The organism is Streptomyces sp. NPDC002853 (assembly GCF_053591915.1).
The window spans coordinates 263,764-288,298 of the sequence record NZ_JBSFUS010000005.1; the positions used below are offsets into that span (position 1 = coordinate 263,764).

General features: G+C 67.8%; 36 protein-coding genes. All 36 read left to right on the plus strand.

Going from position 1 to position 24,535, the window contains the following annotated elements; genetic code table 11:
* Window positions 1-125: 125 nt before the first annotated feature.
* The 36 genes from ACWD02_RS15730 (at window position 126) to ACWD02_RS15905 (ending at window position 24,524) form a co-directional block, all read left to right on the plus strand.
* Window positions 126-830 carry a hypothetical protein gene (locus ACWD02_RS15730; RefSeq protein WP_451209975.1) on the plus strand — a complete coding sequence of 235 codons (705 nt, stop codon included), beginning with the start codon at window positions 126-128 and terminating at the stop codon, window positions 828-830.
* Between the two features lie 276 nt (window positions 831-1,106).
* Window positions 1,107-1,526: a DUF6221 family protein gene (locus ACWD02_RS15735; protein WP_451209978.1), complete on the plus strand. Its 420-nt coding sequence runs from the start codon at window positions 1,107-1,109 to the stop codon at window positions 1,524-1,526.
* Complete coding sequence (locus ACWD02_RS15740; protein ID WP_451209980.1) at window positions 1,523-1,855, plus strand: DUF6221 family protein; 333 nt, start codon at window positions 1,523-1,525, stop codon at window positions 1,853-1,855. Before ACWD02_RS15735 ends, ACWD02_RS15740 begins: the two co-directional genes overlap by 4 nt.
* On the plus strand, window positions 1,852-2,505 hold the full coding sequence (locus tag ACWD02_RS15745) for a hypothetical protein (RefSeq protein ID WP_451209983.1): 654 nt from the start codon (window positions 1,852-1,854) through the stop codon (window positions 2,503-2,505). The genes ACWD02_RS15740 and ACWD02_RS15745 overlap by 4 nt, the downstream gene beginning before the upstream one ends.
* Window positions 2,506-2,597: 92 nt before the next feature.
* Window positions 2,598-2,843 (plus strand): helix-turn-helix domain-containing protein, encoded by a 246-nt coding sequence (locus ACWD02_RS15750; RefSeq protein ID WP_451209986.1) that lies wholly within the window; start codon window positions 2,598-2,600, stop codon window positions 2,841-2,843.
* A 394-nt stretch (window positions 2,844-3,237) separates the two neighbouring features.
* Window positions 3,238-3,645, plus strand: a complete 408-nt coding sequence (locus ACWD02_RS15755; protein WP_451209988.1) for a phage tail fiber protein — start codon at window positions 3,238-3,240, stop codon at window positions 3,643-3,645.
* Window positions 3,646-3,668: 23 nt separating this feature from the next.
* Window positions 3,669-5,114 (plus strand): hypothetical protein, encoded by a 1,446-nt coding sequence (locus tag ACWD02_RS15760; protein ID WP_451209990.1) that lies wholly within the window; start codon window positions 3,669-3,671, stop codon window positions 5,112-5,114.
* A 15-nt stretch (window positions 5,115-5,129) separates the two neighbouring features.
* On the plus strand, window positions 5,130-5,417 hold the full coding sequence (locus tag ACWD02_RS15765) for a hypothetical protein (protein WP_451209993.1): 288 nt from the start codon (window positions 5,130-5,132) through the stop codon (window positions 5,415-5,417).
* Window positions 5,418-5,450: 33 nt separating this feature from the next.
* Entirely contained in the window at window positions 5,451-5,822 is a 372-nt protein-coding gene (locus tag ACWD02_RS15770; RefSeq protein WP_451209995.1) for a phage tail fiber protein, read from the plus strand.
* A 14-nt stretch (window positions 5,823-5,836) separates the two neighbouring features.
* Window positions 5,837-6,679, plus strand: coding sequence for a hypothetical protein (locus ACWD02_RS15775; protein WP_451209998.1), 843 nt, complete (start codon window positions 5,837-5,839; stop codon window positions 6,677-6,679).
* Complete coding sequence (locus tag ACWD02_RS15780) at window positions 6,670-6,963, plus strand: hypothetical protein (protein WP_451210000.1); 294 nt, start codon at window positions 6,670-6,672, stop codon at window positions 6,961-6,963. The genes ACWD02_RS15775 and ACWD02_RS15780 overlap by 10 nt, the downstream gene beginning before the upstream one ends.
* A gap of 15 nt (window positions 6,964-6,978) precedes the next feature.
* Window positions 6,979-7,626 (plus strand): glycosyltransferase family 2 protein, encoded by a 648-nt coding sequence (locus tag ACWD02_RS15785; RefSeq protein WP_451210003.1) that lies wholly within the window; start codon window positions 6,979-6,981, stop codon window positions 7,624-7,626.
* A 45-nt stretch (window positions 7,627-7,671) separates the two neighbouring features.
* Window positions 7,672-8,928, plus strand: coding sequence for a hypothetical protein (locus tag ACWD02_RS15790; protein WP_451210006.1), 1,257 nt, complete (start codon window positions 7,672-7,674; stop codon window positions 8,926-8,928).
* Complete coding sequence (locus ACWD02_RS15795; RefSeq protein ID WP_451210008.1) at window positions 8,925-9,482, plus strand: 3'-5' exoribonuclease domain-containing protein; 558 nt, start codon at window positions 8,925-8,927, stop codon at window positions 9,480-9,482. Before ACWD02_RS15790 ends, ACWD02_RS15795 begins: the two co-directional genes overlap by 4 nt.
* On the plus strand, window positions 9,479-10,066 hold the full coding sequence (locus ACWD02_RS15800) for a class I SAM-dependent methyltransferase (RefSeq protein WP_451210011.1): 588 nt from the start codon (window positions 9,479-9,481) through the stop codon (window positions 10,064-10,066). Before ACWD02_RS15795 ends, ACWD02_RS15800 begins: the two co-directional genes overlap by 4 nt.
* Window positions 10,063-10,746, plus strand: coding sequence for a galactosyltransferase-related protein (locus ACWD02_RS15805; protein ID WP_451210015.1), 684 nt, complete (start codon window positions 10,063-10,065; stop codon window positions 10,744-10,746). The genes ACWD02_RS15800 and ACWD02_RS15805 overlap by 4 nt, the downstream gene beginning before the upstream one ends.
* 16 nt (window positions 10,747-10,762) lie before the next feature.
* The gene (locus tag ACWD02_RS15810; protein WP_451210018.1) at window positions 10,763-11,047 is read left to right on the plus strand and encodes a DUF7352 domain-containing protein; all 285 of its coding nucleotides are present in this window, start codon (window positions 10,763-10,765) and stop codon (window positions 11,045-11,047) included.
* 208 nt (window positions 11,048-11,255) lie between these two features.
* On the plus strand, window positions 11,256-11,516 hold the full coding sequence (locus ACWD02_RS15815; protein WP_451210020.1) for a hypothetical protein: 261 nt from the start codon (window positions 11,256-11,258) through the stop codon (window positions 11,514-11,516).
* Window positions 11,516-11,854, plus strand: a complete 339-nt coding sequence (locus ACWD02_RS15820; RefSeq protein ID WP_451210022.1) for a hypothetical protein — start codon at window positions 11,516-11,518, stop codon at window positions 11,852-11,854. The genes ACWD02_RS15815 and ACWD02_RS15820 overlap by 1 nt, the downstream gene beginning before the upstream one ends.
* Window positions 11,851-12,162 carry a hypothetical protein gene (locus tag ACWD02_RS15825; protein WP_451210025.1) on the plus strand — a complete coding sequence of 104 codons (312 nt, stop codon included), beginning with the start codon at window positions 11,851-11,853 and terminating at the stop codon, window positions 12,160-12,162. Before ACWD02_RS15820 ends, ACWD02_RS15825 begins: the two co-directional genes overlap by 4 nt.
* Window positions 12,163-12,462: 300 nt before the next feature.
* Window positions 12,463-12,711 (plus strand): hypothetical protein, encoded by a 249-nt coding sequence (locus tag ACWD02_RS15830; RefSeq protein WP_451210027.1) that lies wholly within the window; start codon window positions 12,463-12,465, stop codon window positions 12,709-12,711.
* Between the two features lie 1,147 nt (window positions 12,712-13,858).
* The gene (locus ACWD02_RS15835; protein ID WP_451210030.1) at window positions 13,859-14,278 is read left to right on the plus strand and encodes a hypothetical protein; all 420 of its coding nucleotides are present in this window, start codon (window positions 13,859-13,861) and stop codon (window positions 14,276-14,278) included.
* 14 nt (window positions 14,279-14,292) lie between these two features.
* Window positions 14,293-14,775: a phage terminase small subunit gene (locus ACWD02_RS15840; protein WP_451210034.1), complete on the plus strand. Its 483-nt coding sequence runs from the start codon at window positions 14,293-14,295 to the stop codon at window positions 14,773-14,775.
* Between the two features lie 41 nt (window positions 14,776-14,816).
* On the plus strand, window positions 14,817-16,409 hold the full coding sequence (locus tag ACWD02_RS15845; protein ID WP_451210037.1) for a terminase: 1,593 nt from the start codon (window positions 14,817-14,819) through the stop codon (window positions 16,407-16,409).
* Complete coding sequence (locus tag ACWD02_RS15850; protein ID WP_451210040.1) at window positions 16,406-17,872, plus strand: phage portal protein; 1,467 nt, start codon at window positions 16,406-16,408, stop codon at window positions 17,870-17,872. Before ACWD02_RS15845 ends, ACWD02_RS15850 begins: the two co-directional genes overlap by 4 nt.
* Window positions 17,850-18,665 (plus strand): VG15 protein, encoded by an 816-nt coding sequence (locus ACWD02_RS15855; RefSeq protein WP_451210043.1) that lies wholly within the window; start codon window positions 17,850-17,852, stop codon window positions 18,663-18,665. Before ACWD02_RS15850 ends, ACWD02_RS15855 begins: the two co-directional genes overlap by 23 nt.
* Window positions 18,666-18,728: 63 nt before the next feature.
* On the plus strand, window positions 18,729-19,382 hold the full coding sequence (locus ACWD02_RS15860; RefSeq protein ID WP_451210046.1) for a hypothetical protein: 654 nt from the start codon (window positions 18,729-18,731) through the stop codon (window positions 19,380-19,382).
* A 19-nt stretch (window positions 19,383-19,401) separates the two neighbouring features.
* Window positions 19,402-20,358, plus strand: coding sequence for a phage major capsid protein (locus ACWD02_RS15865; RefSeq protein WP_451210049.1), 957 nt, complete (start codon window positions 19,402-19,404; stop codon window positions 20,356-20,358).
* Between the two features lie 62 nt (window positions 20,359-20,420).
* A complete protein-coding gene (locus ACWD02_RS15870; RefSeq protein ID WP_451210051.1) occupies window positions 20,421-21,389 on the plus strand; it encodes a glycosyltransferase family 4 protein in 969 nt (322 codons plus the stop codon).
* 9 nt (window positions 21,390-21,398) lie between these two features.
* A complete protein-coding gene (locus ACWD02_RS15875) occupies window positions 21,399-21,812 on the plus strand; it encodes a hypothetical protein (RefSeq protein WP_451210054.1) in 414 nt (137 codons plus the stop codon).
* A gap of 125 nt (window positions 21,813-21,937) precedes the next feature.
* Window positions 21,938-22,174 carry a hypothetical protein gene (locus ACWD02_RS15880; RefSeq protein WP_451210056.1) on the plus strand — a complete coding sequence of 79 codons (237 nt, stop codon included), beginning with the start codon at window positions 21,938-21,940 and terminating at the stop codon, window positions 22,172-22,174.
* Window positions 22,175-22,212: 38 nt separating this feature from the next.
* Window positions 22,213-22,542 carry an HK97 gp10 family phage protein gene (locus ACWD02_RS15885; RefSeq protein ID WP_451210059.1) on the plus strand — a complete coding sequence of 110 codons (330 nt, stop codon included), beginning with the start codon at window positions 22,213-22,215 and terminating at the stop codon, window positions 22,540-22,542.
* Window positions 22,539-22,931, plus strand: coding sequence for a phage tail termination protein (locus tag ACWD02_RS15890; RefSeq protein ID WP_451210062.1), 393 nt, complete (start codon window positions 22,539-22,541; stop codon window positions 22,929-22,931). The genes ACWD02_RS15885 and ACWD02_RS15890 overlap by 4 nt, the downstream gene beginning before the upstream one ends.
* Before the next feature lie 72 nt (window positions 22,932-23,003).
* A complete protein-coding gene (locus ACWD02_RS15895; RefSeq protein WP_451210065.1) occupies window positions 23,004-23,588 on the plus strand; it encodes a phage tail tube protein in 585 nt (194 codons plus the stop codon).
* 100 nt (window positions 23,589-23,688) lie between these two features.
* Window positions 23,689-24,108: a hypothetical protein gene (locus ACWD02_RS15900; RefSeq protein WP_451210067.1), complete on the plus strand. Its 420-nt coding sequence runs from the start codon at window positions 23,689-23,691 to the stop codon at window positions 24,106-24,108.
* Window positions 24,109-24,230: 122 nt separating this feature from the next.
* Window positions 24,231-24,524, plus strand: a complete 294-nt coding sequence (locus ACWD02_RS15905; RefSeq protein WP_451210071.1) for a hypothetical protein — start codon at window positions 24,231-24,233, stop codon at window positions 24,522-24,524.
* The last annotated feature ends 11 nt before the right edge of the window (window positions 24,525-24,535 follow it).

Sequence of the window (24,535 nt, forward strand, 5' to 3'; positions counted from 1 at the left end):
GTGAGGGGATCTCCAGAAGTCGCTGCCTCGCTCTCGACTGTGCCATCGGCCCACAAAGTCAATACCTAGTGCAACAATTGGCTCATCCGTCACCCTGCTTCCCGAACCACCGCGAGGAGCCTGCCGTGCACGACCACCCCACGCTGGATGACTATTCGTGGCCCACCTGCACGGCTCCGGGCTGCGGCAGGGAGCTGTGGGTCTCCGAGACTGATCGCTGGGTTTGCCGCCCCTGCGAAGACAAGACACTGGCCCGCGTCGTCGAACTCCCCGCACTGTTCCGGCAGCTGGATACGACGGCGTCGCTCATGCGGGGTGCACGGCGAATAGACGGCGGCGCTGGCGGCAGCAAGACCCCGCCGATCCCGCCCCGGCTGGAAGTCCTCGCGCTCGTCGGGCCCGGCGGGGTGGCGGCTCGGCTGTCCGCGATCGAGGATTCGTGGCGGCAGGCGCTCGGCTGGACGGTCGCCCCGTGGCGCGGCTCCCCGGCCCAAGCCATCCCGCCGCTCGCGAAGTTCCTGGCCGACAACCTGCTGTGGGCGTGCGGCGGGTACGAGTCCGTGGGCGACGACGTGGAGGCGGTCCGCATTCTGCACGCGGAGTGCGCGGCCATCGTCAACGACGAACGCAAGCCGGGCCGCGTCCAGATCGGCCTGTGCCCCGTCCAGCTCGACGACGGCCACTGCCGCCAGCAGTTGACCGCGTCCGCCGCCTCGCATCGCGTCCGGTGCGGGAACTGCGGTACCCGGTGGGAGACCCTGGGGGAGTGGCGGCAACTCCGCGCCGCGCAGGAGCAGGTACTCGCCGAAGCGGCAGGGGTGGCGGCGTGATCGTCGCAGTAGCGGCCATCGTCATCGGTGTTGCCACCATCATCGTCTCCGGGATCTCTATCTACCTGTCGTGGAGGTGGTCATGAGCCTCGGGGAGAGGATCCGGGTCGGCCTAGAGTGCGCGCTCATCGCTGAGATGCAGCGCGTGGACCGTCAACTCCTAGCCAAGGCCCCCATTCCCGACAGCACGGCCCCTCCGCTCGAAGAACTTCAGCGGATCCTCGCTGACCTCCAGAAGCGGCAGCCGCGCCGACACCCCCACCTGAGGATGCCGCAGTGAGCGAGATCGCCGATTTCTTGCGGGCCCGGTATGCGGAGCGGCGGGCGCTCGCCCTGTCGGCCAGCCCCGGACCGTGGCACGTCAACGAAGAGAGCGACGAAGTCCTTGCCATGGACGGGATCGCCGTCGCCGAAGGGTTCGCGCTCAGCGGCAGGCAACTGCGGGCCACCACCGAGCACATCGCCGCCAACGATCCCGTCGACGTCATCGCGGACTGCGACGCGAAGCTCGCCCTCGTCGACCTGCACGCGCCGGACTCGTGTGGCGGTGCGGTGGCTCACGTCACCTGCAAGGAATGCTCTCAGGGCTACGAGGTGCACGAGTGGGGGCTGAAGTACCCCTGTCGGACTCTCCGTATTCTCACCCGCCCCTTCGCAGGGCATCCGGATCACAAGGGGGAGGAGTGGGCGCCGTGAGGGACCTCATCCGTTTTCTCCGAGCCCGGTACACGGAACGCCGTGACGAGGCGCACCTGATCCATAGCTCTCGCTGCCGCTCCGCCGGGGCTTCCGGAGAGTGCGACTGTCGCATCCCCCAAGAGGTGATCGCAGACCTCAACATGAAGCTCGCACTGATCGACATGCACGAGGAAGCGGCGGAGCAGTACTCCGCGCACGGTCCGGCATGGGATCACGAATCAGAAGTGGGGCGCGCCCGCACGGCGACCCTGCGCCGAGTCCTCCGCGACCTCACTCGCCCGTTCGTGGACCACCCCGACCACCAGGGGAAGGAGTGGGCCCCGTGAGCCAAGGCAGGCCGTTCATACCCGCGCACGAACACCAGCGGAGCCAGAAAGACCGGATCAGGCTGCCCTTCCGGCACCTCGTGGACCCGCAAGACCCGTACTACTACGACATCTCGATGCACCTGGAGATGGAGCGCCGGGCAGGAATCGAGATCGACCAGACCGTCGCCGACAACGCGGTCAAGTTCATCCACTGGAAGCACGGCCAGGCCAAGGCGAAGGAAGAAGAACGCAGGGCATTCCAGCGAGCCCAGGCGCGTGAAGCTCAGGAAGCCGCCGAGGCATGGAAGGTCCGGCGCGAGGAAGCCAGGGCGTGGAAGGAATCGCCCGGCATCGTCTACTACATCTTGCGCGGCCCACTCATCAAGATCGGTACAACGACCCGGCCACGCGCGCGATTCGACTCCTTGATGCCCGACGCGGTCCTCGCCGTCGAACCTGGAGACAAGGAACTCGAAGGCCTCCGGCACACACAGTTCGAACCCCTCCGAGACCGCAACGTCGGTCGCGAGTACTTCACGCCCGGTTCTGAACTCATCGCTCATATCCGCGTACTGCGCGAGGAGCAGGGCGTACCTCATATCCCTCACGCGTCACTTGTCTCCCGCGAGGCTGCTGAAGCGACCGTTACAGAACTCCTTGCCCTCTGAGCTGCGCGAGCATATTCTGTTTCAAGTTGGACTTGTCTGTCTTGAAGGGGTCGCCGCGAGGCGGCCCTTTTTGCGTGCCTGGGGGTGGTCGAATGCCAGGCCTGCTCATCCCCCTCGACTTGGCCGCTCACGTCGCCGGGCGCCCCGCCGCGACTATCCGGCGCTGGGCTTCGGAAGGCCGCCTGACGCGACACCACGACTACAGCAGGCGCCGCAACGGAGTCCTCTACGACATCGACGAGATCCCTGAAGCGGTCCGCGACAAGGACACGTTGAGACTCATCGCGCCTGGTGCGACACCCCCGGTCCTCGGCGGCTCGGTTCCACTCGCCGCCTGAAGCCCCTGCGCACGGTGGTCGCGCAGGCCGGGCCTTGTAGCGCACCCCCCCGCGCTCGGCCCTCGCTGTCCGCCCGGCCGTGGGGGCCGGGCGGACACGCAACCCCCAGTCGGGGCGGTCCCGGTGCTCCCGCCCCTCGTCCCGCCGCCCACTTCACCCATGCCAGGCGGCGGGACACCCCCAAGACGAGGACGCCGTCGGCAGACGAGGGCTGTCGTCCACTGCTGGCCAGTACCGGTTCGACTCCGGAACGGCGGCGCTCCTTGATCACCCTCTTGCCGCGGGAGGCAGGCATGCCCGACGAACACACCTACGCCCTGACGATCGAAGCCTCCGGCGAGGTCACCCCCGCCCACCCCGACACCACCGAGCCTGAGCCTGAGGAGGCCGAGCGATGACCGCAGGACTCGCCCCCGGCCTCGTGTCCGGCTGGCTCGACACGCTCCGCACCACCGGCAACGGCGGCACCTCGTACACGGCTGTCGCTGGCACGTTCGTGCAGCTGCACACCGGCGACCCCGGCGCAGCAGGCACCGCCAACGTCAGCGTCGGCTCCACCACCCGCAACAGCTTCGTGTTCTCCGACTCGTCCGCCGGCTCCGCCCTGTCGCTGGGCACCCCGCCCTCGGCGTGGACCAACGGCGGCACGTCGGAAACGCTCACCCACATCTCGGTGTGGACGGCCAGCAGTTCCGGGACGTTCTTGTTCTCGGTGGCGCTGACGGCATCGAAGGCGTGGGCGTCCGCGGATTCCTTCTCGCTCGCCACGCTCGGCGCCAGCCTCACGCCGCAAGCTGCCTGACGGCCTGACCGGAGGCGGTCCGCATGACCACCTACCTCGCCCAGGCCAACACCGGCAGCGACGCACTCGCCTCATCCAGGGCGGTCTCGAAGCCAGGCGGCGTCAACGCTGGCGCCGTCGGGGTCTTCTGGCTGGCCCGATGGAACGAAGCCGCCAGCTTCCCTGCGGTGACACCCCAGTCCGGTGCGGTACTGCGCGGCACGATCACATCCGGCAACAGCCAGACCCTCGTCTACCTGATGAAGGTCGCCGCAGAGACGACGTTTACGTTCTCGTGGACCGGAGGCCGCTGGTCGGCGCTCAGCGCACTATTCTTCGACGGCGTCGACCCGGCCCTCGACTTGGCCACCGCGCCGTTCCAGTCGGCGACAGGGACCGGTACCAGCATCACCACCCTGACGGTGACCACCGTCAACGCGGCGGCTTTGGCCTGGCACGTCCACACGCTCGCCGGTGGGGTGGCGTCCCACACCCCGCCCACCAGCTTTACCGAGATCGCCGACGTCGCCCCGTGGGCGTCGGCTTACCGCATCTCACCGGCAGACGGCAGCCAGTCCGCGGCAGCCGCCACGAACAACACGTCGGGCTTGTGGCTCGCCGGTCTGGTCGCGCTCGCCCCGGCCGCCAGCGGCGGCATCACGGGCGATGCAGCACTCGCATCCACCGCCACCATGTCCGCCGCCGGTACGCGTGCCGCCGTCGGCTCCTCGGCTCTTGCCGCGACTGTGTCCCTGTCCACGTCGGGCGTGCGCGCCACAGCAGGTGCAGCGGCGCTGACTCCTGCAGCTGGCCTGACCGCGGGTGGTGTTCGTGCCGCATCCGGTGCGGCGGGCCTCGAGGTGTCGGCGTCCCTGGTCGCCGACGGGCTCGTGAACCACCCAGGCCACGCCTCGCTGGGCGCGAACGCTGCCCTCGCGGCGAGCGGAGTACGCGCCACCCAAGCGGACACGGTGCTCACCGCGACGGCAGCCCTGGACGCTTCCGGGCAGACAGCAGCGGTCGACGAGGCCAGCCTCACGGCCACCGCGACCCTTGCGGCGGCAGGACAGCGCGGCGTCGTCACCGCGGCGGACCTCGAGGCCGCGGCGGCTCTGGCGGCGCAGGGGCAGGTCACCTATAGCGGTGACGGCCCCCTCGCAGTCACGGCCGCGCTGACGGCTGACGGAACGCTGGGCGAGCCGCCCGTAGTCGGAGCCGCCGCCCTGAACATGGCGGGGCTCCTAGCCGCGGTAGGCGAGCGTCGTGCGGTCTCACAGGCCGCCCTGCAAGCAGCAGCGGCCCTCGCAGTAGCCGGAACCACGGCAGCCACCGGTAACGCGGGGCTCGTCGCCACGGCGACGCTCACGGCCAGCGGCACCGTCCTCGTCGAGAACGAGGACGTCATCCTCACCGTCGGCGCCCCCTACAGCCCCTGGGCGGTGGGAGAGCCGTACACATCCGCATGGACCGTGCACCCGCCGTACCTGTGACCGGGAGGTGGGTGCGTGCAGATCCCCGCCAGCAGCACTGAGTACCTGAAAATTCCGGTCACGGCCGCGGTCGGAGTCGACCTGACCGGATCCCCGGTGCGGATCGCGGCGGTCGCGCACCGCGACAACCCGTCCGGCGCGGAATGGAAGACCGCCGAGTGGGCTGGCGGCGACGCGCGGCTCCTCATCGGCCCCGGCAGTGAACTGGTCCTCGCCCGCGGCGACTACCGCGTCTGGGTGTCCGTGGATCCGCCGGGCGCCGAGAACATCACCCGCGTGTCCGGCCACCTCGGCGTCACCTGACCTGAAAGGAGGGCAGTAGACATAGCGGACAACTTGACCAATACGGCCGAGAATCGATGCCTCGACTGGATCATGGGGACGGCGACAACCGCCCCCACCCTCCCGTTGAAGGTCGCACTCGTCACCGCCAACGGATCCGACTCCGCAGCCGGCACTGAAGCGACCGGCGGCAGCTACGTGCGCAAGAACCTCACCGTCGGTGCCGCAGCGTCGGGCGCCACCTCCAACTCCGCCGACCTCGTCTGGACGGGCATGCCCGCCGGGACTTTCGTCGGCGTCGAAGTCTGGGACTCCGCAGGCGTGCCGATCCGCCTCTGGTACGGGCCGCTCGCCGCGAGCCGCACGCTGTTGGCCGGGGATGAGCTCAAGATCACCGCGGGCACGCTGGCATTCGCCCTTTCATGATCGCGGGGTGAGTCATGGCCCTGCTCTCCACCCTCGTCGACAATTTCAACGACGGAATTATCGGACCCGACTGGGGAAACTCCTACGGCGGCGTGACCGAGACGGGCGGCCGGGCTCGCCTCCCGTGCGTGGCAGGCAACTACTCCGGCTACCAGACCGCCAAGGTGTGGACGCTCGCCGGGAGCTCTGTCTACCTCCAAGTGCCGACCGCCCCAGCGGCCAACGGCGGCAGCCCTGAAGTGCAGGTTGTGTTCAGCATCATCACGAATACGGCTGGCACGAACCTCGCCTTCAACATCAACACCGCGGCGGGGACGATCCGCTGCGAGTCGAACGTCGCCTACTTCGACGGGGCCGCGGTCAGCCTCACCTACTCGGCGGTCACGCACCTGTGGCTGCGGATCCGCGAAACCGGCGGGAACGTCCTGTGGGACACATCGACCGACGGCAGCAGTTGGACGAACCGCCGCACCCTCGCGACCCCGGCCTGGGTGACCGCAGCGATCAACACCTGCGCCCTCGACCTGTGGAGCTTCCGCACCAACGGCACCACCAACTTCGCCGAGATCGACAACGTCAACACCCCGGCTTCCAGCGCCAGCACCTACTTCGGGTCGGCTGCGCTCACGGCCGATGGCACGCAGACCGCAGCGGCGACCCGCTCCATCGTCGTCGCCGGCAGCCTGAGCGCGGAGTCCAACCTCGATGCCACCAGCGTGCAGACGGCGGGCGCCTCCGCGTCACTCTCCGGCGCCAGCGAACTCAGCGCACGCACCGATGCTGTCGACACCGACGACATCACCGTCCAGTACAGCGAGCCCCGCGGGGGATGGACGGTGAGCGAGCCGTGGATCTAGCCGCCATCAGCACGGAGTTTGTGAAGGTCACCGTCGTCGCGAAGTCGGGCGGAACCACAATCCAATTGGCGGTACCACCGCAGTTCGCGTTTCTCCTCACCGATACGAGCCCGGTCGCCGAGGACTGGCTGACGGGCGAGTGGGTCGCCCCGCACGGACGGATCCTCATCGGCCCCAACGGTGGTGTGACCACGCTGGTCGAGGGCGACTACACGGTGTGGATCAAGTTCGCGGGCGGATCAGAAACCCCCGTCTACCGGACTGGTTTGCTGAAGGTCTACTGAACGGAGCCCGTACCGTTGATCTCCGTTCTCCTGCCGTCTCGTGGCCGACCCCAGCCACTCGCGGACACGGTGGCGACACTCCTCGAACTGGCAGACAAGCCAGGCGGCATCCAGATCCTGATCGCCGCCGACCCCGACGACCGGCCCACCTTGCAGGTCTCGCTGCCCTGGCAGGCCAGCGTCTGGACGGCCCCGGAACGCTACGGCTACCCGCGGCTCCACAAGTACGTGAACCGGCTCGCAGAGCAGGCCGACGGGGACTGGCTGATGCTGTGGAACGACGACGCCCGCATCCTCACCGAAGGCTGGGACAGGCTCGTCGAGGAACGTGAGCCCAGCGTGCTGTGGCCGCACAGCAACGACATCGCGACCTGCAACACCTTCCCGGTCTGGCCCCGCGCTTGGACCGATCACCTCGGTCATGTGTCCCTGTCGCCGCACTGCGACTCGTGGATCCAATACCTCGGCCAGACCCTGGGCCTGCACGAACGCGTCCAGATCGAGGTCCTCCACGACCGGGCTGACCTCACCGGCGGGCACGACGACCAGACCCGCGCCGAATCGCTGGCCGGCTACCGCACCGCCGACTACGGCAGCCCCGCCATGGACGCAGCCCGCGCCGACGACGTCGCCGCCCTCAAGCAACTCCTCAACATCGCCTAACGGTCGGGCCCGCGCCCGGACCCGCGCCCCGGAAGGTAACCCCACATGAGCACAGTCGGATGGATCGGCCTCGGAAAACTGGGCGTCGTATGCGCCCTCACCCTCGCCAAGCACGGCGGCCACAACGTCATCGGCTACGACCCCTCGCCGCGGCCCGGACGGATCCTCCGAGGCGAGACCCCGCCACCGCAAGAAGAGGGCATCGAGTCGCTCCTCGCGAGCGCCGAACTCACCCTGGCGTCCACGCCGTTGCAGGTCGTGGCCAGCATCGACCGTGTCGTCTTCGTGGCCGTACAGACCCCGCACAGCCCCGCCTACGGCGGCGAGCAGCCCATGCCGGACGAGCCCAGCGACTTCGAATACCAGCATCTCGTCCAGGCCGTTCGTGACCTGTGCCGGTCTGCGGCACTGCAGGCGAAGCCGATCACAATCGCTGTCGTCTCCACCTGCCTGCCCGGCACGATGAACCGGTTGATCCGGCCGCTGCTCAACGAGTTCACGACGCTCGTCTACAACCCGGCGTTCATCGCCATGGGTACGACGATCGCCGACTACCTCAACCCGGAGTTCGTACTCCTCGGAGCCGACGACCCCCGGCACGTCGAACCGGTCCTCGACATCCACGCCACGGTCCACGACCGCACGGCGCAGATCATGGGAATCGAGTCGGCTGAGCTGACAAAGGTCGCCTACAACGTCGTCATCTCCACAAAGATCGTCGTGGCAAATGCGCTCATGGAGATCTGCCACAAGACCGGCGCCGACTGCGACGCCGTCACCGACGCGCTCGCCGCGGCCACCGACCGTGTCGTCTCCGCGAAGTACATGCGCGGCGGCATGGGAGACGGCGGCCACTGCCACCCCCGGGACTTGATCGCCATGTCGTGGCTCGCCCAACGCCTCGACCTGTCCACCGACGTGCTCGGCTACATGGTGCGCGCACGCGAAGCCCAGTCTGAGTGGCTCGCCGACCTGGCCCAGCAGTGGGCCGACCAAACCGGCTTCGGCGTTTGCATCCTCGGCAAGGCGTACAAGCCCGGCTCCGACCTCACCGGCGGCAGCCCGGCCCTGCTCCTCGCGCATCAACTCCGCGGACGCGGGCTCGATCTGGAGCACTGGGATCCGCACGTCGACACGGGCGGCTCGTTCGCACCCGACCAGCCCGGTGTCTTCGTGATCGCCACCCGGCACGACGTGTTCCTCCAGTACCACTTCCCGGCCGGCTCGATCGTCATCGACCCGCACGGCTACATGCCCGACCAGCCCGGCGTCACCACCATCCGGGTCGGGAGGAAGTCATGAGCGTCATCGACTACGACCTGGAGTTCCTGGAGGACGGCCGCACCATCGAACTGATCTCCATCGGCATGGTGTGCGACGACGGCCGCGAGTACTACGCCGTCAACCGCGACATGCCCGTCCGGAAGATCCGCAAGCACGCGTGGCTGATGGAGCACGTCGTGCCGAGCCTTCCGAAGGGGCACGGCGACCGACGCAACCACGTCCCGAAGTCCTGGCTGTTCGACTACGCCGACCCGATCGTGAAGCGTCGCGAGCGGATCGCCGACGACGTCATGGACTTCATCCGTGCGGCCGGGCCGGCCGTCCAGCTGTGGGCCAACTACGGCGCCTACGACCACGTCGCCCTCGCGCAGCTCTGGGGGCGAATGATCGACCTCCCCGATGGCGTGCCGATGTTCACCAACGACATTCAGCAGGAGCGTTCCCGCCAGGGCCTCGCCTGGGACGACCTGCCGCAGCAGGAGAGTGGCGAGCACAACGCCCTCGCTGACGCCCGCCACAATCAGGCGGTCCGCCGCTGGCTCGCCGCACGCGGAGAGGGGGGATCGCTGTGAATCCCCAGGATGTCATCGCAGCATGGGACCAGCCTGGCGCCACCGCGTCCATCCACCCCACACGCGGCATCAGCGAAGACGCCTACTGGGGCAGCGGGCAGGCGCAGGCCGACCTCCTCGCCCTCGACATCCCGGCCGGCGGGAAGGCCCTCGACTTCGGTTGCGGTGACGGCCGCGTCGCCATTCCGCTGAGCAAGCTGGGCTACGACGTGACCGCTGTCGACGCCTCACCGCGCATGCTCGCCGCACTCGCCGAACATGCCCCCGATCTGGCCACGTTCCAGTCCGACGGATCCGACCTGAGCAAGCATCTCGGTCGCCGCAAGTTCGACGCCGTGTACTGCCTCGCCGTCCTCATCCACCACAGCTACGAGACCGGGGAGCAGCTCATCGGGCGCCTGCGCAGCATCGTGCGCAAGGGCGGCGTTCTCGTCCTCGACTGGCCTACCGCCGACGATCCCGCCGAAACCGAGGCGTGGATCGGCGTCACCACCTGGTCACGTGACCAGCAAGACGACATCACGACGCAGCTCGGCCTGACTCGTCTGGACGTCGACCGGCCCTGGCCGGTGTACCAGGCATGAGCGTCGCCGTCGTCATCCCGTGGCGGCCCGGCACGGCCGAGCGCAACGCCCACCACGAGTACGTTCGCGCCCACCTCGTGGCGCTGCTCCCCGACGCGATCCACCTCGACGTCGACAGCGGGCACCAGCCGTTCTCTCGGGCCGGATCCCGCAACGAAGGCATCCGGCAAGCCCAAGCGGCCGGGGCAGGCGTCGTCGTCCTCTGCGACGCCGACACCCTCCCTGAGCCGGAGCCCCTGTACGCGGCCATCGCGGCAGCCTCAGACGGTGTCCTGCACCTGCCGTACAGCTGGTACCGCGGCCTGTCGCGCGACGGAACCCAGGCCTACCTCACCGGCGCCCCAGCGGACAAGTGCTCGACCGACCTCGCCCACGAATGGGCCACAGGCGGAGTCCTCGTCATCCAGCCCGGCGCCTGGTGGCAGGCGGGCGGCATGGATGAACGCTTCACCGGCTGGGGCTTCGAGGATGCCGCCTACCGCATCGCGGCCGACGCGCTCATCGGTCCGACCATCCGCCACAACGGCACAATCACGCACCTGTGGCATCCGCAAGAGTCCGACCTCGGCAGCCCCCAGCACGTCGCCAACGGGCAGCTCTGCCAGCGCTACGTCGACGCCACCGGTAAGGCGGATGAACTTCGGGCGCTCGTTGCCGAGCACGCTCACGCCACAGCCTGAACCGGAAGGGGATGCCGTGGCCCGCTCGATCTACCGCTACGAGATCCCCGTCGACGACCAGTGGCACGCCCTCGACCTCACCGGAGATGTCGTCCACGTCGACTGCCGTGACATCTACGTCGTCGAACTGTGGGCCATCCACGCCGACGGGCCCGTGAAGCGGCGCGGTTTCCGCGTCTACGGCACTGGCCACCCCATGCCTGACGACGTGATGTACGTCGGTACCACCATCGCGCCTGGCGGCCACCTCGTCTGGCACCTCATGGAACTGCCCCAACCCCACGGAAGGCCCGCGCCATGAGCACCCTGACTACGCCCTGATCGACCGGCTCGAACGCCAACTCGGCATCGGCCAGCAGGTCAAGGCAGATCCGCAGCTCCGTCGCGACCGCACCGTCTGCCTGATCAAGGACTGCGACGGCACCGACACCGAACTCCGCACCTGGCAAGGCCAGCTGATCATGCGGCTCCACGAACACTGACCACCCCACATCGGAAGGCCCGCGCCCATGGCCCGCTACCGCAAGAAGCCCGTAGAGATCGATGCCGTCCGCTGGACTGAAGACGAGCCCATGCAGATGCTCATCGACTTCACGAACGGCCTCGTCAAGCTCAACGACGTCGACCGCGAGTTCACCGTCTACGACCGCCTGCACGACACGTGGGTCAAGTTTGAGTACGGGGACTGGATACTCAAGGGAGTCCAGGGCGAGTTCTACCCCTGCCGAGACGACGTCTTCGCCGCCACCTACGAGGCGGTGGACGCCTGATGGCCCGCATCCAGATCCTCGAACTCCCCGAAGGCAGCAGCGACGACCGGCCGCCGTTCGTCCTCGTCATCGACGAGACCGCACCGCAGCGCTACATCCTCGGCGCCGACACCACGTGGCGCGACCACTGGCAGGACATCGCCGACAAGATTGGCGCACGCGGCGTCATCGTCACCCCCGACACCGTCGACATCCCCGCCAACGACGTACCCGTCGACGAGAACGGCCACCCCCTCTTCTTCAAGGTCCACGTCGAGGGCGAGTTCGAACGGTTCCGCGAGCAGCTGCGAGACGAGATCCGCAAGGCCCAGGCCGATCTGCGGGCAGGTCTGCGATGAGCGGCGGCAGCTACAACTACCTCTTCGCCGCCGCCGACCTCGAAGATCTCCAGGCCCGACGCTGGGACCTCGAAGAGATGGCCAGCCGCCTCGCAGGCCTCGGCTACGCACAAGACGCGGCACGCGAGACCGAAGAACTCCTCGTGCTCTACCGGCAGTGGGAGACCCGCGCCAGTGTCCGCCTCGCCCGCCTCAGCGACGTGTGGAAAGCCGTCGAATGGTGGGACTCCCACGACAGCAGCGAGGATCGCGTGCACGAGGCCCTCGCCAAGTACCGGGACGACACCTACGGGACGACGACGCCATGAGCGGCGGCTGGTCTGGATCGAACAGGCGGCAACGCCTCCCGTCCGGGTGGGCGAAGATCAGGGCCCGGATCTTGGAACGCGACCCGATCTGCAAGATCTGCGACGTGCGGCCCAGCCGTTTCTGCGATCACATCGTGGCGAAGGCAGACCTTCACGGGCCTGCCGATCTTCAGGGAGTTTGCGGCCCCTGCCATGATCGCAAGAGCAGTCGCGAGGGAAACGACGCGCAGCGCGCCAACCCCAAGCCCGGACGGATCAGGCCCGGCGAACGGCACCCCGGACTCCTGTGAGGCGGTGACCATGCCGCGCTATCTCATCGTCCACGCCGAACGACGTGGCGACGACACCCTCATCGAAGACCCGAGGCTCACCGTCCAGTTCACCGACGGCTGGGTCATCTTCAAAGACCACACCCCCTTCGGAGAACACGACCTCACCGGCGGAACCCACGTCGTGCTCGCAATACCCTCCGCGCAAGTCCTACGAGTCGAGCGGGTAGACGAAGACCCGGAGCCCGAAGACCAGAAGCCCGCGCCAAACGAGGAGTGATCCACGTGGCGAGCAAGGGACGAGGCGGACGCAGCCGGCGAGGCAACGCCGCCCAGCTCAAGACGTACTGGGCGACGGGGGCAGGATCAGCCAAGATCCGCTGGAACACTCGCGGGGACCACACGCGCTGCTCGAAGCAGCTGGCCAAGTACCTCGGACCAAGAGCCAAGGCGTACTGCGCGAGGCTCCACTTCGAGCGCACCGGAGTCTGGCCAGGCGACCGCCGTAACGTCGGCCGACGTAGGACCCGTTGATGCCAGCGGTTGCGTACTCGCGATGCTGCGTGTGCAGCAGCCCGACCCCTGTCACCTTCACCTCCGATCCTGCACGCCGACCAGGCGAGCCGATCACTCTGGTCGCGGACGCGACCGATGTGTGGGCACACGCATGGACCCATGAGGTGCAGGTGGACACCGACCAGTGAGGGTGAGGGCAGGCGGTGCCGCCACCCATGCCGCCCACCCACCCCAGGTGGCAGGGGGTAGGGCACGGGCAGGGCAGCGGTCGGGGTGAGGCATGCATGCACTGCATGGTGATGCGATGGTGATCGCGTAAGAGTGATCGATTGTTGGTCTTCGAAGTGATCAATGATCAAGTCGAGGAAGATCGAGAACGGTGATCGACTAGTGATCGTCTAGGCGAGATGCCTCAGGGCTTAGACGTATCCGTTAAGGCCCTAGGGGTTCTGCGGCCGTCTTGATCGTCCGGTGATCGCTTAGGTGATCCAAGTGATCTCCATCGCGGATCATGCCTCTGACCTGGGAGTATGTCCCCCACCTGCGGTTTCTTCGGATCGGGACCGTATACACGCTGAGGTCGGCTACGGGTCTGGGGGATCCGTGACCTGCGGTTATGTACTGGCGGTCTAGACCGTCGCATCGGCCCATGCCTTGAATGTAGTGCATCTGTGCAGGTCAAAGCCTTGTAGCCTACACGCCGCTGCCGCTATGATGGCATCATGCCGACCCCATCATGCGCTGTCTGTGCTGGTCCTCTACCGGTGATGCACCGGTCGGACCGACGGCACTGCTCGCGATCGTGCGAGGCCAAGGCATACAGGGCGCGCCGTCGTCAGCGGGCCGACGTTGATCCGATCCCCGTTGACCTGCGAGTTCGTGACCGGTGGGTGCGATGGAGCGAGCGCAAGGTGCCACTGCGCACCGATGCCAAGTTCGCCTCCGTCACCGACCCTTCATCGTGGTCGGACTACGGGGCGGCGGCGCGAAGCCGGGCCGGTGTCGGGCTCGGCTACGTCCTGACGGTCGCCGACGACATCCTCTGCATAGACCTCGACCACGTCCTGGCCGCAGACGGAACGCTTGAACCGTGGGCGGCAGACCTCCTCGCCCGCGTGCCGGAGACGTTCATCGAGGTGAGCCAGTCAGGGGCCGGGCTGCACATCTGGGGCCGCGGCAGCCTCAGGAGCGGCCGACGGATCGCGATGCCGAATGGCAGCGGCTTTGAGGTGTACGGAGACCGCAGGTACATCGCCATGACCGGCAAGGTGTGGCGCAACTCCCCAAGCGTGCTGGCCGATCTATCCGAGCTGCTCCCAGCGCTGATCTAGCACTGAAGGGGGTGATGGCCGTGGCCGGCCGAGGCCCCCAGCCGAAGGACCCTTCGCGGCGCGCCCGGGGCAACAAGGATCCGATCGCCCAGACCATTCTTCGTTTCGAGCAGGCGGAGCCCCCCGATCTGCCCACGCTTCAGGTGATGAAGGACGGCGAGCTCGTCGAGCATTCGTGGCCGGCCCGGACGTTGGACTGGTGGGAGATGTGGAAGGCGTCCCCGCAGGCCGAGCACTTCTCTTCGACCGACTGGGACTTTCTCCTGGATACGGCCGTGGTGCATGCCCGGCTGTGGTCCGGCGAGATGTCGGCGGCGGGCGAACTGCGGCTGCGGGTCGCCAAGTTCGGCGCGACGCCCGAGGACCGCGCCCGTCTGCGGATGCAGTTCGCGCAGGCCGACGAGGCGGACAGTAAGCGACCCGAAGGGTCCCGTTCAGCCCGCGAGCGTCGCGGCACGCTGCATGCGCTGCCTCCGCCGGAAGCCTCTGGGGGGTAGCCGTGCCGTGGAAGCCGCCGGAACCCGGAGCAGTCCCGACCTTGGGATTCGAGGTCATCGACTGGATTTCGGAAATGCTGGCGGCCCCGGACCGCGGCGACTACGAACCGTTCCTGCTGTACCCGGAGCAGGAGGACTTCGTCCTCCGCTACTACGAGATCAACCCCGCGACAGGCAAGCGCCGCTTCCGGCGAGGGGTCATCAGCAGGCCGCGCGGGTGGGGCAAGAGTCCATTCCTGGCGGCCCTGGCGATCGTCGAGGCTCTCGGCCCTGTCGTGCCGGACGGTTGGGATGCCGGAGGGCAGCCGGTCGGGAAGCCGTGGTCTGAGGTGCGGACGCCGTTGGTGCAGATCGCGGCGGTGTCGGAGACGCAGACGAAGAACACGTGGGCGCCTCTGCTGGAGATGCTTCAGGGGCCTGTGATCGATGCGTATCCGGGGCTGGAGCCGCTCGATACGTTCGTCAACTTGCCGCGGGGCCGGATCGAGCCGATCACGTCGTCGGCTCGGACAGTGAAGGGAAACAAGCCGGTCTTCGCGGTGCTGGATCAGACCGAGGAGTGGGTGCGGTCGAACCGGGGGAACCGGCTGGCGGAAACGATGAGGATTAACGCCGCGAAGGTCGGCGGCACAACGATCGAGTCTCCGAACGCCTTCATCCCCGGCGAGGGGTCGGTGGCCGAGGAGTCCGCGGCGTTCTGGGCGAAGATCCGTGAGGGTCGGGCCCGGGACGACGGCTTGTTCTACGACCACCGCGAGGCGCCGCCTGAGACCGATATGACGGACCGCGTCTCGTTGTTGTCCGGCCTCTCGTTCACCTACGGCGACTCGGCCGACCGTAACGGCGGCCACGTTGACCTGGACACCATCGTCGCCACGATCTGGGACCCCAGCACGGACCCCCAGACGGCGCGAGCGGACTTCCTGAACCAGATCACGCACGCTTCGGACTCGTGGATCTCGCAGCCAGAGTGGGCCAGCGTGGCTGACCTCGAAAGGACTGTCGACTCAACCGATGAGATAGTCCTTGGCTTTGACGGTTCGCGGCGCCGGTCTCGCGGAGTTACGGATGCCACGGCCCTGATGGGCTGCCGCGTCAGCGACGGGCATCTGTTTCTCCTGGGGTGCTGGGAGCAGCCGGAAGGACCGTTCGGTGCAGACTGGCAGGTCCCGACGGTGGAGGTGTTGGCCGCTGTCGAGGACGCATTCAGGGACTATCGCGTCGTCGGTATGTATGCGGACCCCGCCAAGTGGGAATCGCATGTCGCGGCCTGGGAGGCGAAGCACGGTAGGCGCCTGAAAGTGAAGGCGTCCGCGAACCATCCGATCGAATGGTGGATGACGGGCGGCCGGTCGGTACAGATCGTGCGCGCTCTGGAGAAGTTCCGATCCTCGGTGACCGACGGCGAGCTGACGCATGACGGCACGAGCGTGCTGACGCGTCACATCCTCAACGCCCGCCGCCGTGAGTCGAGGTCGGGCATTCAGATCATGAAGGAACACCCCGAGTCGCCTCGCAAGATCGATGCCGCGATAGCGGCTGTCCTCGCCTGGCAGTGCCGGGTGGACGCCATGGCCAAGGGGCTGGGCAAGAAGTCAAAGGCGCGCCAGGGACGGGTGGTGGTGCTGCGGTGACGATCTCCATCCCCGAACTGCCGCTGGTGTATCTGTCGGACTACGAACTCGCAATGATCAACATGTTGCGGGCGGACATGATGCGGGACCGGCATGCGCTGCTGTTGCGGGATGCGTACTTCAACGGGGAGCAGCTGGTCCGGGACCTCGGCATCAGCATCCCCCCGCAGCTGCAGAACCTGCATACGGTGATCGGCTGGCCACGGGTTGGCGTCGAGTCGCTGGAGGAGCGCCTCGACTTGGAGGCGTTCCGGTGGGCGGATGGCGCCGACTCATCGGAGCTGACAGAGATCGCCGAAGCGAACGATCTGTTCGACGAGTCGAGCCTCGCGCACCTGGACGCGCTCACCTACGGCCGCGAGTATCTGGCGGTCGGCTCCGGTGATCTCGACGGGGACGGGCCGCCGCTGATTTCGGCGGAGTCGCCGCTGGACATGACGCTGCTGTGGGATGCCCGTCTGCGCATGGGTACTGCGGCGCTTCGTGAGTGCGCGGCTGACACGTTCATTGAGTCGGGCCCGGACGAGCGGATGCTGGTGCTGTATCTGCCGAATCAGACTGTGATGGCGCTGCCGTCGGAGTCGGGCGGCTGGGAGGTCATCGGCCGCGACATCCATAATCTCGGCGTGGTGCCGGTCGTCAGGATGGCGAACCGGCAGCGCACCGCGGACCGCGTCGGCAAGTCGGAGATCACTCCGGAGGTCATGTCGATCACGGATGCCGCATGTAGGCGCCTGATGGGCATGGAGGTAGCTGCCGAGTTCTTCGGCGCCCCGCAGCGCTACATTCTTGGCGCCTCCGAGTCTGCCTTCCAGGATGCCGAGGGCAACGCCAAGAGCGCCTGGGAGACGTACATCGGCCGGATGCTCGCCTTGGAGCGGGACGAAGACGGCAACATTCCCGAGGTGGGTCAGTTCTCGGCCCACGACCCGTCCGGGCAGACAAAGATCATTGACTTGTATGCCCGCATCATGGCGTCGCAGATGTCGGTGGCCCCGCACGTCTTGGGCTACAGCAGCGACAACCCCGCCTCCGCCGACGCGATCAGATTTGCCGACAACCGGCAGGTCAAGAAGGCTGAGCGCCGCATTCGCCGCTTCGGCGCCTCCTGGCAGCAGGCCATGCGCCTCGCCCTGTGGGTGCGCGACGGAGAGCCGCCGGAGAAGACCCGGCGGATCGAGACGGTGTGGCGCAACCCGGCGACACCGACTCTCGCGGCCCAGGTGGACGCGACCGTCAAGCTGGTGCAGGCCGAGATTCTGCCCGCTGACTCCGATGTCGCTCTGGAGATGGCCGGGTTTACCGAGGCGCAGCGTCAACGGATCGCCGCGGACCGCCGTCGCAGCGCCGGCCGGGCCAGCAGCAGCGCACTGATGGATCGCCTCGCCGCACTCTCCGCCGGCGACAGCCCGGTGAGCGCTGAGCCGTCGGAGGCCGACCTTGGCGTCGACGATCTCGGATGACGGTGCGAGTGTCTCGCGATGGAGAGCGGCTCAGTCCGGGCTGACAACGGTGCTGTTGCGGGACCTTCGCGGTGTGCGGCGCCTCATCAACCCGAACCGGCTTCAGGCGACGGTTCCGACGTGGATCGAGGCCGTGATCGCGGTTGTTGCCCGCTACGCGGACGTGTCCGCGACGCTCGCCGCCGACTTCTACGACGGGGAGCGGGACGCGGCCGGGGTGCCGGGATCGTTCACGGTGCCGGTGGCTGATCCGCCCCCGGACGAACAGGTTGACGCCTCGCTGCGGTGGGCTACGAAGGATCTGTGGCCGCGCGACGAGGCCGATGCAACTCTCGCCCAACTGGAGCCGCTCGACGTCCGTCTGGATGCTGCCATGTCCAAGACCGATGGCGCGATCGAGCGACTGGTGCTGAATGCAGGTCGCCAGACGGTGCGTGAAGCCGTCGAACAGGACCGCGGGGCAGTGGCCTATGCGCGTGCCGCCGCTCTCGGCTGCTGCTCGTTTTGCGCGCTCATGTCCAGCCGCGGGGCAACTTACAAAGATCGCGGAACAGTCGGTGAGGACGCCAACGATCGCTTCGTCGGCAACGACAGCGTGATCAAGTTCCACAACTTCTGCCGCTGCCAGCCGATACCCGTCTTTAGGGGACAGGCCTTCGAGCTGTCAGCGAAGGCGCAGGAATGGGACCGCATCTACCGCGAGTTCGCCGCCCCCTATCCCGGCCAGCAGCTCCAGCGCTTCCGGGCAGCCCTGGCTGAGCAACGCGCTCTGGCGGATCCCGGATCTTTCTGATCAACGAGGTCGCCCTGGTGGCGGCCTTTCTCATTTCCACAGCCCCTGGAGGGCCGATTCGTCATGCCTGAAGAGACCGAACAGTCCAGCGAGCAGCAGGAGTCCGGCTCCGAGGAGTCCGTCGAGGAGACGGCGACCGAGGAGAGCAGCGACGCGGAGACCGCGGATGACGCCCAGGAGGCGGACGCCGAGGTCGAGGAGAAGCCGTTCGACCGGAAGCAGGCCGAGGCGAAGATCAAGAAGGCGAATTCGGAGGCTGCGAACCTCCGTAAGCGCCTGAAGGATCTTGAGCCGAAGGCCGCAGAGCTGCAGGCCATCAAGGACGCCGAGAAGTCGGAGTCTGAGCGCCTCAACGACCAGCTGACCGCCGCGCAGGAGCAGATCGCCAAGACCAGGCAGCGGCTCGTCCGCAGCCAGGTGACGGCCCTGGCCGGCGTCGCGACGGATGGTCGGGCGGCGTTCGCCGACCCTGCCGACGCGTTCGGCGAGCTGGATCTCAACTCGTACATCGACGGCGATGGCGACATCGACGAGGCGGCTATCGAGGCCGACCTTCAGGCGCTTTTGGAGCGCAAGCCGCACTGGGCGAAGGCCCAGCCCCTGGAGGGCCCGCGGCGCCCGGCACCGGACCGCACTCAGGCATCCGGCGCCAACAAGCAACGGACCCTCAACCCGGCTGACGAGTTCGCCGGGTTCATTCAGGCGCGGCTGAAGTAGCCGCTGAAAGCAGGAAATCATGGTGGCTACGCCCCCGATCAAGCTGTCCGATGTCAATGCGTCTCTTCTGCCGCGCACGATCACGGCGCCGATCTTCGAGAAGTCGGTCGAGCAGTCTGCGATCATGACGCTGGCTCGGCGCGCCCCGCTGGCCATCGACGCGACCACGAGCGTTCCGATCCCGATGGACGTGCCCACCGCCGACTGGGTCGGGCAGGCCGCGAAGAAGCCGCTGTCCAGCGGTGGCGTCGACGTCAAGCAGATGACTGCGAAGAAGCTGGCCGTCCTCATCCCGGTCGCCGAAGAGGTCGTCATGACCAATGCGGGCGGCCTCTGGACGCAGCTCCAGAAGGATCTGCCGACGGCGTTCGCGCGGGCCTTCGACCACGCGGCGATCCACGGCAAGACGATGAAGGGCGCGGCCGGGCCGTTCGACGACTACCTGGCCATGACCACCAATTCGGTGGCGCTGGGCACTGCGTCGCAGGGCACGGGCGGCATCTGGGCCGACCTGGTGACCGGCATGGAAGAGGTCATCGACGACGACTGGGACTACACCGGCACCGTCGCCGACCACCGCCTCAAGCCGAAGCTTCTCCTGGCCACGGACACCACGGGCCGGCCGATCCTGGTCGACACGCAGACTCCGGGCACCGACATGGCGGCGGCGGGCACGTTGATCGGCGAGCCGCTCGCCTACTCGCGCTCGGTGTCGGGCAAGCAGCGCCGGCAGTCCGCGTCCACGGACACAGGCCTTCGGGCGATCGGCGGGGACTGGTCCCAGTCGGCGTTTGGCGTGGGCATGGACATCACCGTGCGGATCTCCAAGGAGGCCACGTACATCGACGAGGACGGCGGCGTCCACTCCGCGTTCCAGGAGAACCTGGTGCTCCTGCTGGCCGAGGCGTTCTACGGCTATGTGCAGGGCGACGCGGACGCCTTCGTGAAGTACACCGGCACCCCTTCGGGGTCGTGATGGCAGCCGTCCCGGCTTCCGCGCCGGGCGGGACGGCCAAGCCGCTGAAGATCGTGGCCCGCGTGCACGCGTTCCCGCCGGAGCACAATGCGGGGGCCGAACACATGCTCGTGTCCATGCTGCGCCCACTGGTGGAGCGAGGGCACGACGTGCAGGTGTGGCTGTCCCGCTACGGGCAGGTCCACAAAGAGTACGAGTACCGCGGCATCCGCGTGATCCCGCTAGAGTCGCGGCTCGACTATCCGACCGCGATTCGCCGGGCCGATGTGGTGCTGGCGCATCTGGAGACGGTGCCGCCGACGGCGTCGCAGGCCCGCGGGTACGGCAAACCGCTGATCGTCGTCTGCCACAACACGCACAAGCCGACCTTCCGCGACGCCGCCGCTGGAGGGACTGCGCTGGCGGTCTACAACAGCCAGTGGATGGAGCGGGAGGCGGAGATGTTCTTCGCCGAATACCCGAAGTCCACTCGCCCCGAGTCGTCGCTGATCGTGCGCCCGCCGGTGTTCGCCGGCGAGTACGCGACGAAGCCGGGCAAGGCCTTCACGCTCGTCAACTGCAATCCGGAGAAGGGCGGCAAGGTCCTCGAAGCACTGGCCCGCCGCATGCCGGAGCAGCAGTTCCTTGCGGTGCGCGGCGCCTACGGGACGCAGATTCTGCCGGACCTGCCGAACGTCGAGATCGTCGAGCACGTCGACGGCCAGGACATGCGGGAGAAGGTGTACGGCCGCACGCGAGTGCTGCTCATGCCGTCCTCCTACGAGTCATGGGGTCGGGCCGGCATCGAGGCGTTGGCCAGCGGCATCCCCGTCGTGGCACACCCCACTCCAGGGCTGTGTGAGTCGCTGGGTGAGGCCGGGATCTTCGTGGACCGGTCTGACACCGACGGCTACGAGGCGGTCCTGCGGAAGCTCGCGTCCGCTGCCGAGTACCGGCTTGCCAGCAAGCGGGCCAAGGCGCGGTCTGCCGAACTCGACCCGACCGCTGACCTTTCCGCCTGGTGCGAAGCCGTGGAGGCCTTGCCCGCCTAGGAGGCTGCTGTGGCATTCGAGATCCCGACAGCGGAGGATCTGGGCCTCTACCTGGACCTGGATGAGATCGGCGGGGACCGGGCAGCGCTGCTGATCCGGCAGGCCATCAATCTCTGCCAGACGGTGGTGAAGCCTCTCCCTGAGGGCGCCGAGGCCGTGGTCTTGTCGGTTGCGGGACGTGCCTACACCAATCCGCAGCAGGTGTCTTACGAGACGATTGGCCCTATGTCGGTGCAGCGTCCGACAGGGTCGGGCGGCCTGTATCTGACGAAGGCCGACAAGTCGGCGCTCAAGTCGCTGGCTGGCCGGGGTGGTGCGTTCACGGTCGACCCGACGCCGGAGACTGCGGATCCCTCGCCGACCTGGCTCATCGACGACGCGGGCCTCGCCGACGAGTTCGAGCCGGGCTGGGGGTACACCTGATGCCAGGCCTCTACCCCTTCGGGGAGACGGTCGTGCGTCTACGGCGCGGGCCTTCGCCAGGGCGTGATCCGCGGGGCCAGCCAATTCCCGGCCCGCTCCTGGAGACGTCCGTGAAGGGCTGTGTCGTGACGCCGCGCCAGTCCACGCCCCAGGTGGGCGGGGATGACCAGCAGGCTCGCGACACCGTCGTTGTCGGATGGACCGTGTACGCGCCTGCGGGTTCCGACTGGCGCACCACTGATCAGGTGCGGGTGCGCGGCGAGGTCTGCGAGATCACTGGCGAGCCCGGCGACTGGGGACGCAACCCCTTCACCGGCCTCCGCGGGCCGATCCAGTTCGCCGCAGACCGCGTCACCGGCTAGCCGCCCCGTCAGCACCTCAATCACGCAAGGAGGCGGTCATGGGCGCGCGATTCAAAATGTCCCGTAAGGGCGTCGGGCAGATGCTGCGCATGCCGACCATGCAGGCAGAGATGCTGCGCCGCGCCGAGGTCATCAAGGACGTCGCCGTCGGAATGTCCCCCGTAGATGAGGGTGGCCCGCATCCGGGCCACTACAAGTCGTCCTGGGAGACGGACAGTACGCGCCGCGGCGGACGCAATCGGGACCGCGCTGCGGGCTACGTCCGCAACACGTCCTACTACGCCCGGTGGGTGGAGTACGGCACGGAGAAGGTCCCTGCCCATCACGTGCTGCTGCGGGCAGCGTCGATCGGCGGGCGCAACCAGTGACCGCCCTGATCGACATCGAAGCCGAGCTGATCCCTCGCGCACAGGCACGCTTCCCGGAAGCGGTCGTGCGCGACGAACTCGACAACAACCTGCTGAACGAGCTGCCGACGATCCAGTTCGAGCAGATCCCCGGCGGCAGCGACGACGGCCTGAGGCTGGGCCGGATGCTCATCGACATGAACGTGTACGCGGCCTCCCGAGCCGACGCGTTCACCCTCGCCCGCCAGGTTCATCACTGGCTCACAGGCGAGATCCGCGGGTCGGCCAGCAGCACTGCGGTGATCGGTCGCACCGACTGCATCGCACTTCCAGCGATCCGCGTCTACGAGAACCTCGCTCTTCGCCGCGTCGGCGGCACCTACCAGATCTACAGCCACCCGGTCTCCTGACGACCGTTTGCGGGCCCGCGCCGGACCCTTGACCCGCCCGTGCGCGGGCTTCACGCATGTCTGGAGACAACGATGGTCAACATCACCCGCGCAGCGGACCTGACTGAGGTCGGCGCGAACGGCGGCGGCTGGACCGCCGAGCTCGGAACTCTGTCGCCGGGGGACCCGCTCATTCAGCCGTTGGCGCCGTGGGCGCCGCTTGGCGCTATCTCGGACGACGGCCTGGTGCAGGGTTTCGACGAGGATTCGCAGGAATACACCCCTTGGGGTTTCACCTCGCCGATCCGCACCACGATCACGAAGTCCCTGCGGACGTTCAAGATCACAGCGTGGGAGACGGGCCGCACCACGGTGCGGTCTCTGCAGTACCGCATCCCCGTCGCGGACCTGGAGCCGGTGAGCGGTCTGACCACGTTCGCGGAGACCGCGTCCCCACTGCCGGACCGCCGCGCATTCTGGTTCATCGTGCTCGACGGAGAGACATCTCTCGGCTTCTACGTCCCGGAGGGCGAGATCAGCGACCGCAGCGACGTCACCCACAAGCAGGATGAGATGGCCGGGTTCGAGTGGACGGTCACCGCCTACCCGGACCTCAGCGGCAACACCGTCTACCACGCGGACCGAGTCCCGGCGACGCCCGACTACACCGGCTCCTGAGCCGGCCTGACTGGTGGGCGGGCCGCACAGCCAGCCGGCGCGGGCCCGGCCCGTCCACCTTCAACCACCGCCCGCGCCATAACTGAAGGAGGCCCGCGCCATGGCAGCCAACGCCAGGACCGCAACCGCCCGCAAGAAGACCGCCACCCGACCGGCTCGTAAGACCGCGGCCGTCGCCCCCGACGTCGAGCCCGAGCAGGACTACGAGGACGACGCCGCCGAAGCCCAGGCAGTCGAAGCTGAAGGGCACTACATCACCGCCCTCCTCGCCGGAGACGAGATTCGCGTCGTGCCGCCCGGCGCCTGGCGCCAGTCGTGGCAGGTACAGCTGGCCTCCGGCCAGTTCGCCGCCTTCGCCAGGCACGTCCTGCATCCCGAAGACGTCGACCTGTACTGGGAGATCGACCCTACGAACGACGAGTTCGAGGCGTTTGTCGCCGACGCGGCAGGTCAGTCCGGTGAGAGCCTGGGGAAATCGCGTGGACCCGCTCCCTCGTCGCGGCGCACGCGGAGGCGATAGAAGGCGACCTCGCCTGGTACTACCCGCGCAGCGAGGACCAGATCGGTGCCTACTACCGGGGCGAGATGACAACCAGGCGGTTGCGGGTCCTGATCCAACGGCTACCGGCCGAGTCGGCAACCATGACCGCCCTGCGCAACGAGCTCTCTGACGAGGAGCTGGCCGAGCAGGCGGAGAAGGGCGAGCCGGAGAAGGGCCGCTGGTCACAGCTGGAGCAGTTGACCGCCTCTGTGCTCGATGCGGTCCGGCGCCTGGAGTACGTGACGATCTGCGCCAACGTTGAGAAAGAGCGAGACCAGCCCGAACCGCCGACGCCTACGCCCCGGCCGGGCGCTAAGCCGCTCAAGCCGAAGCCGAAGATCTCCGAGCAGGCCGCCGAGCGTCTCTTTCAGCTCATCAATGGGGGCGCTGCGTAGCGCTGCGAGGG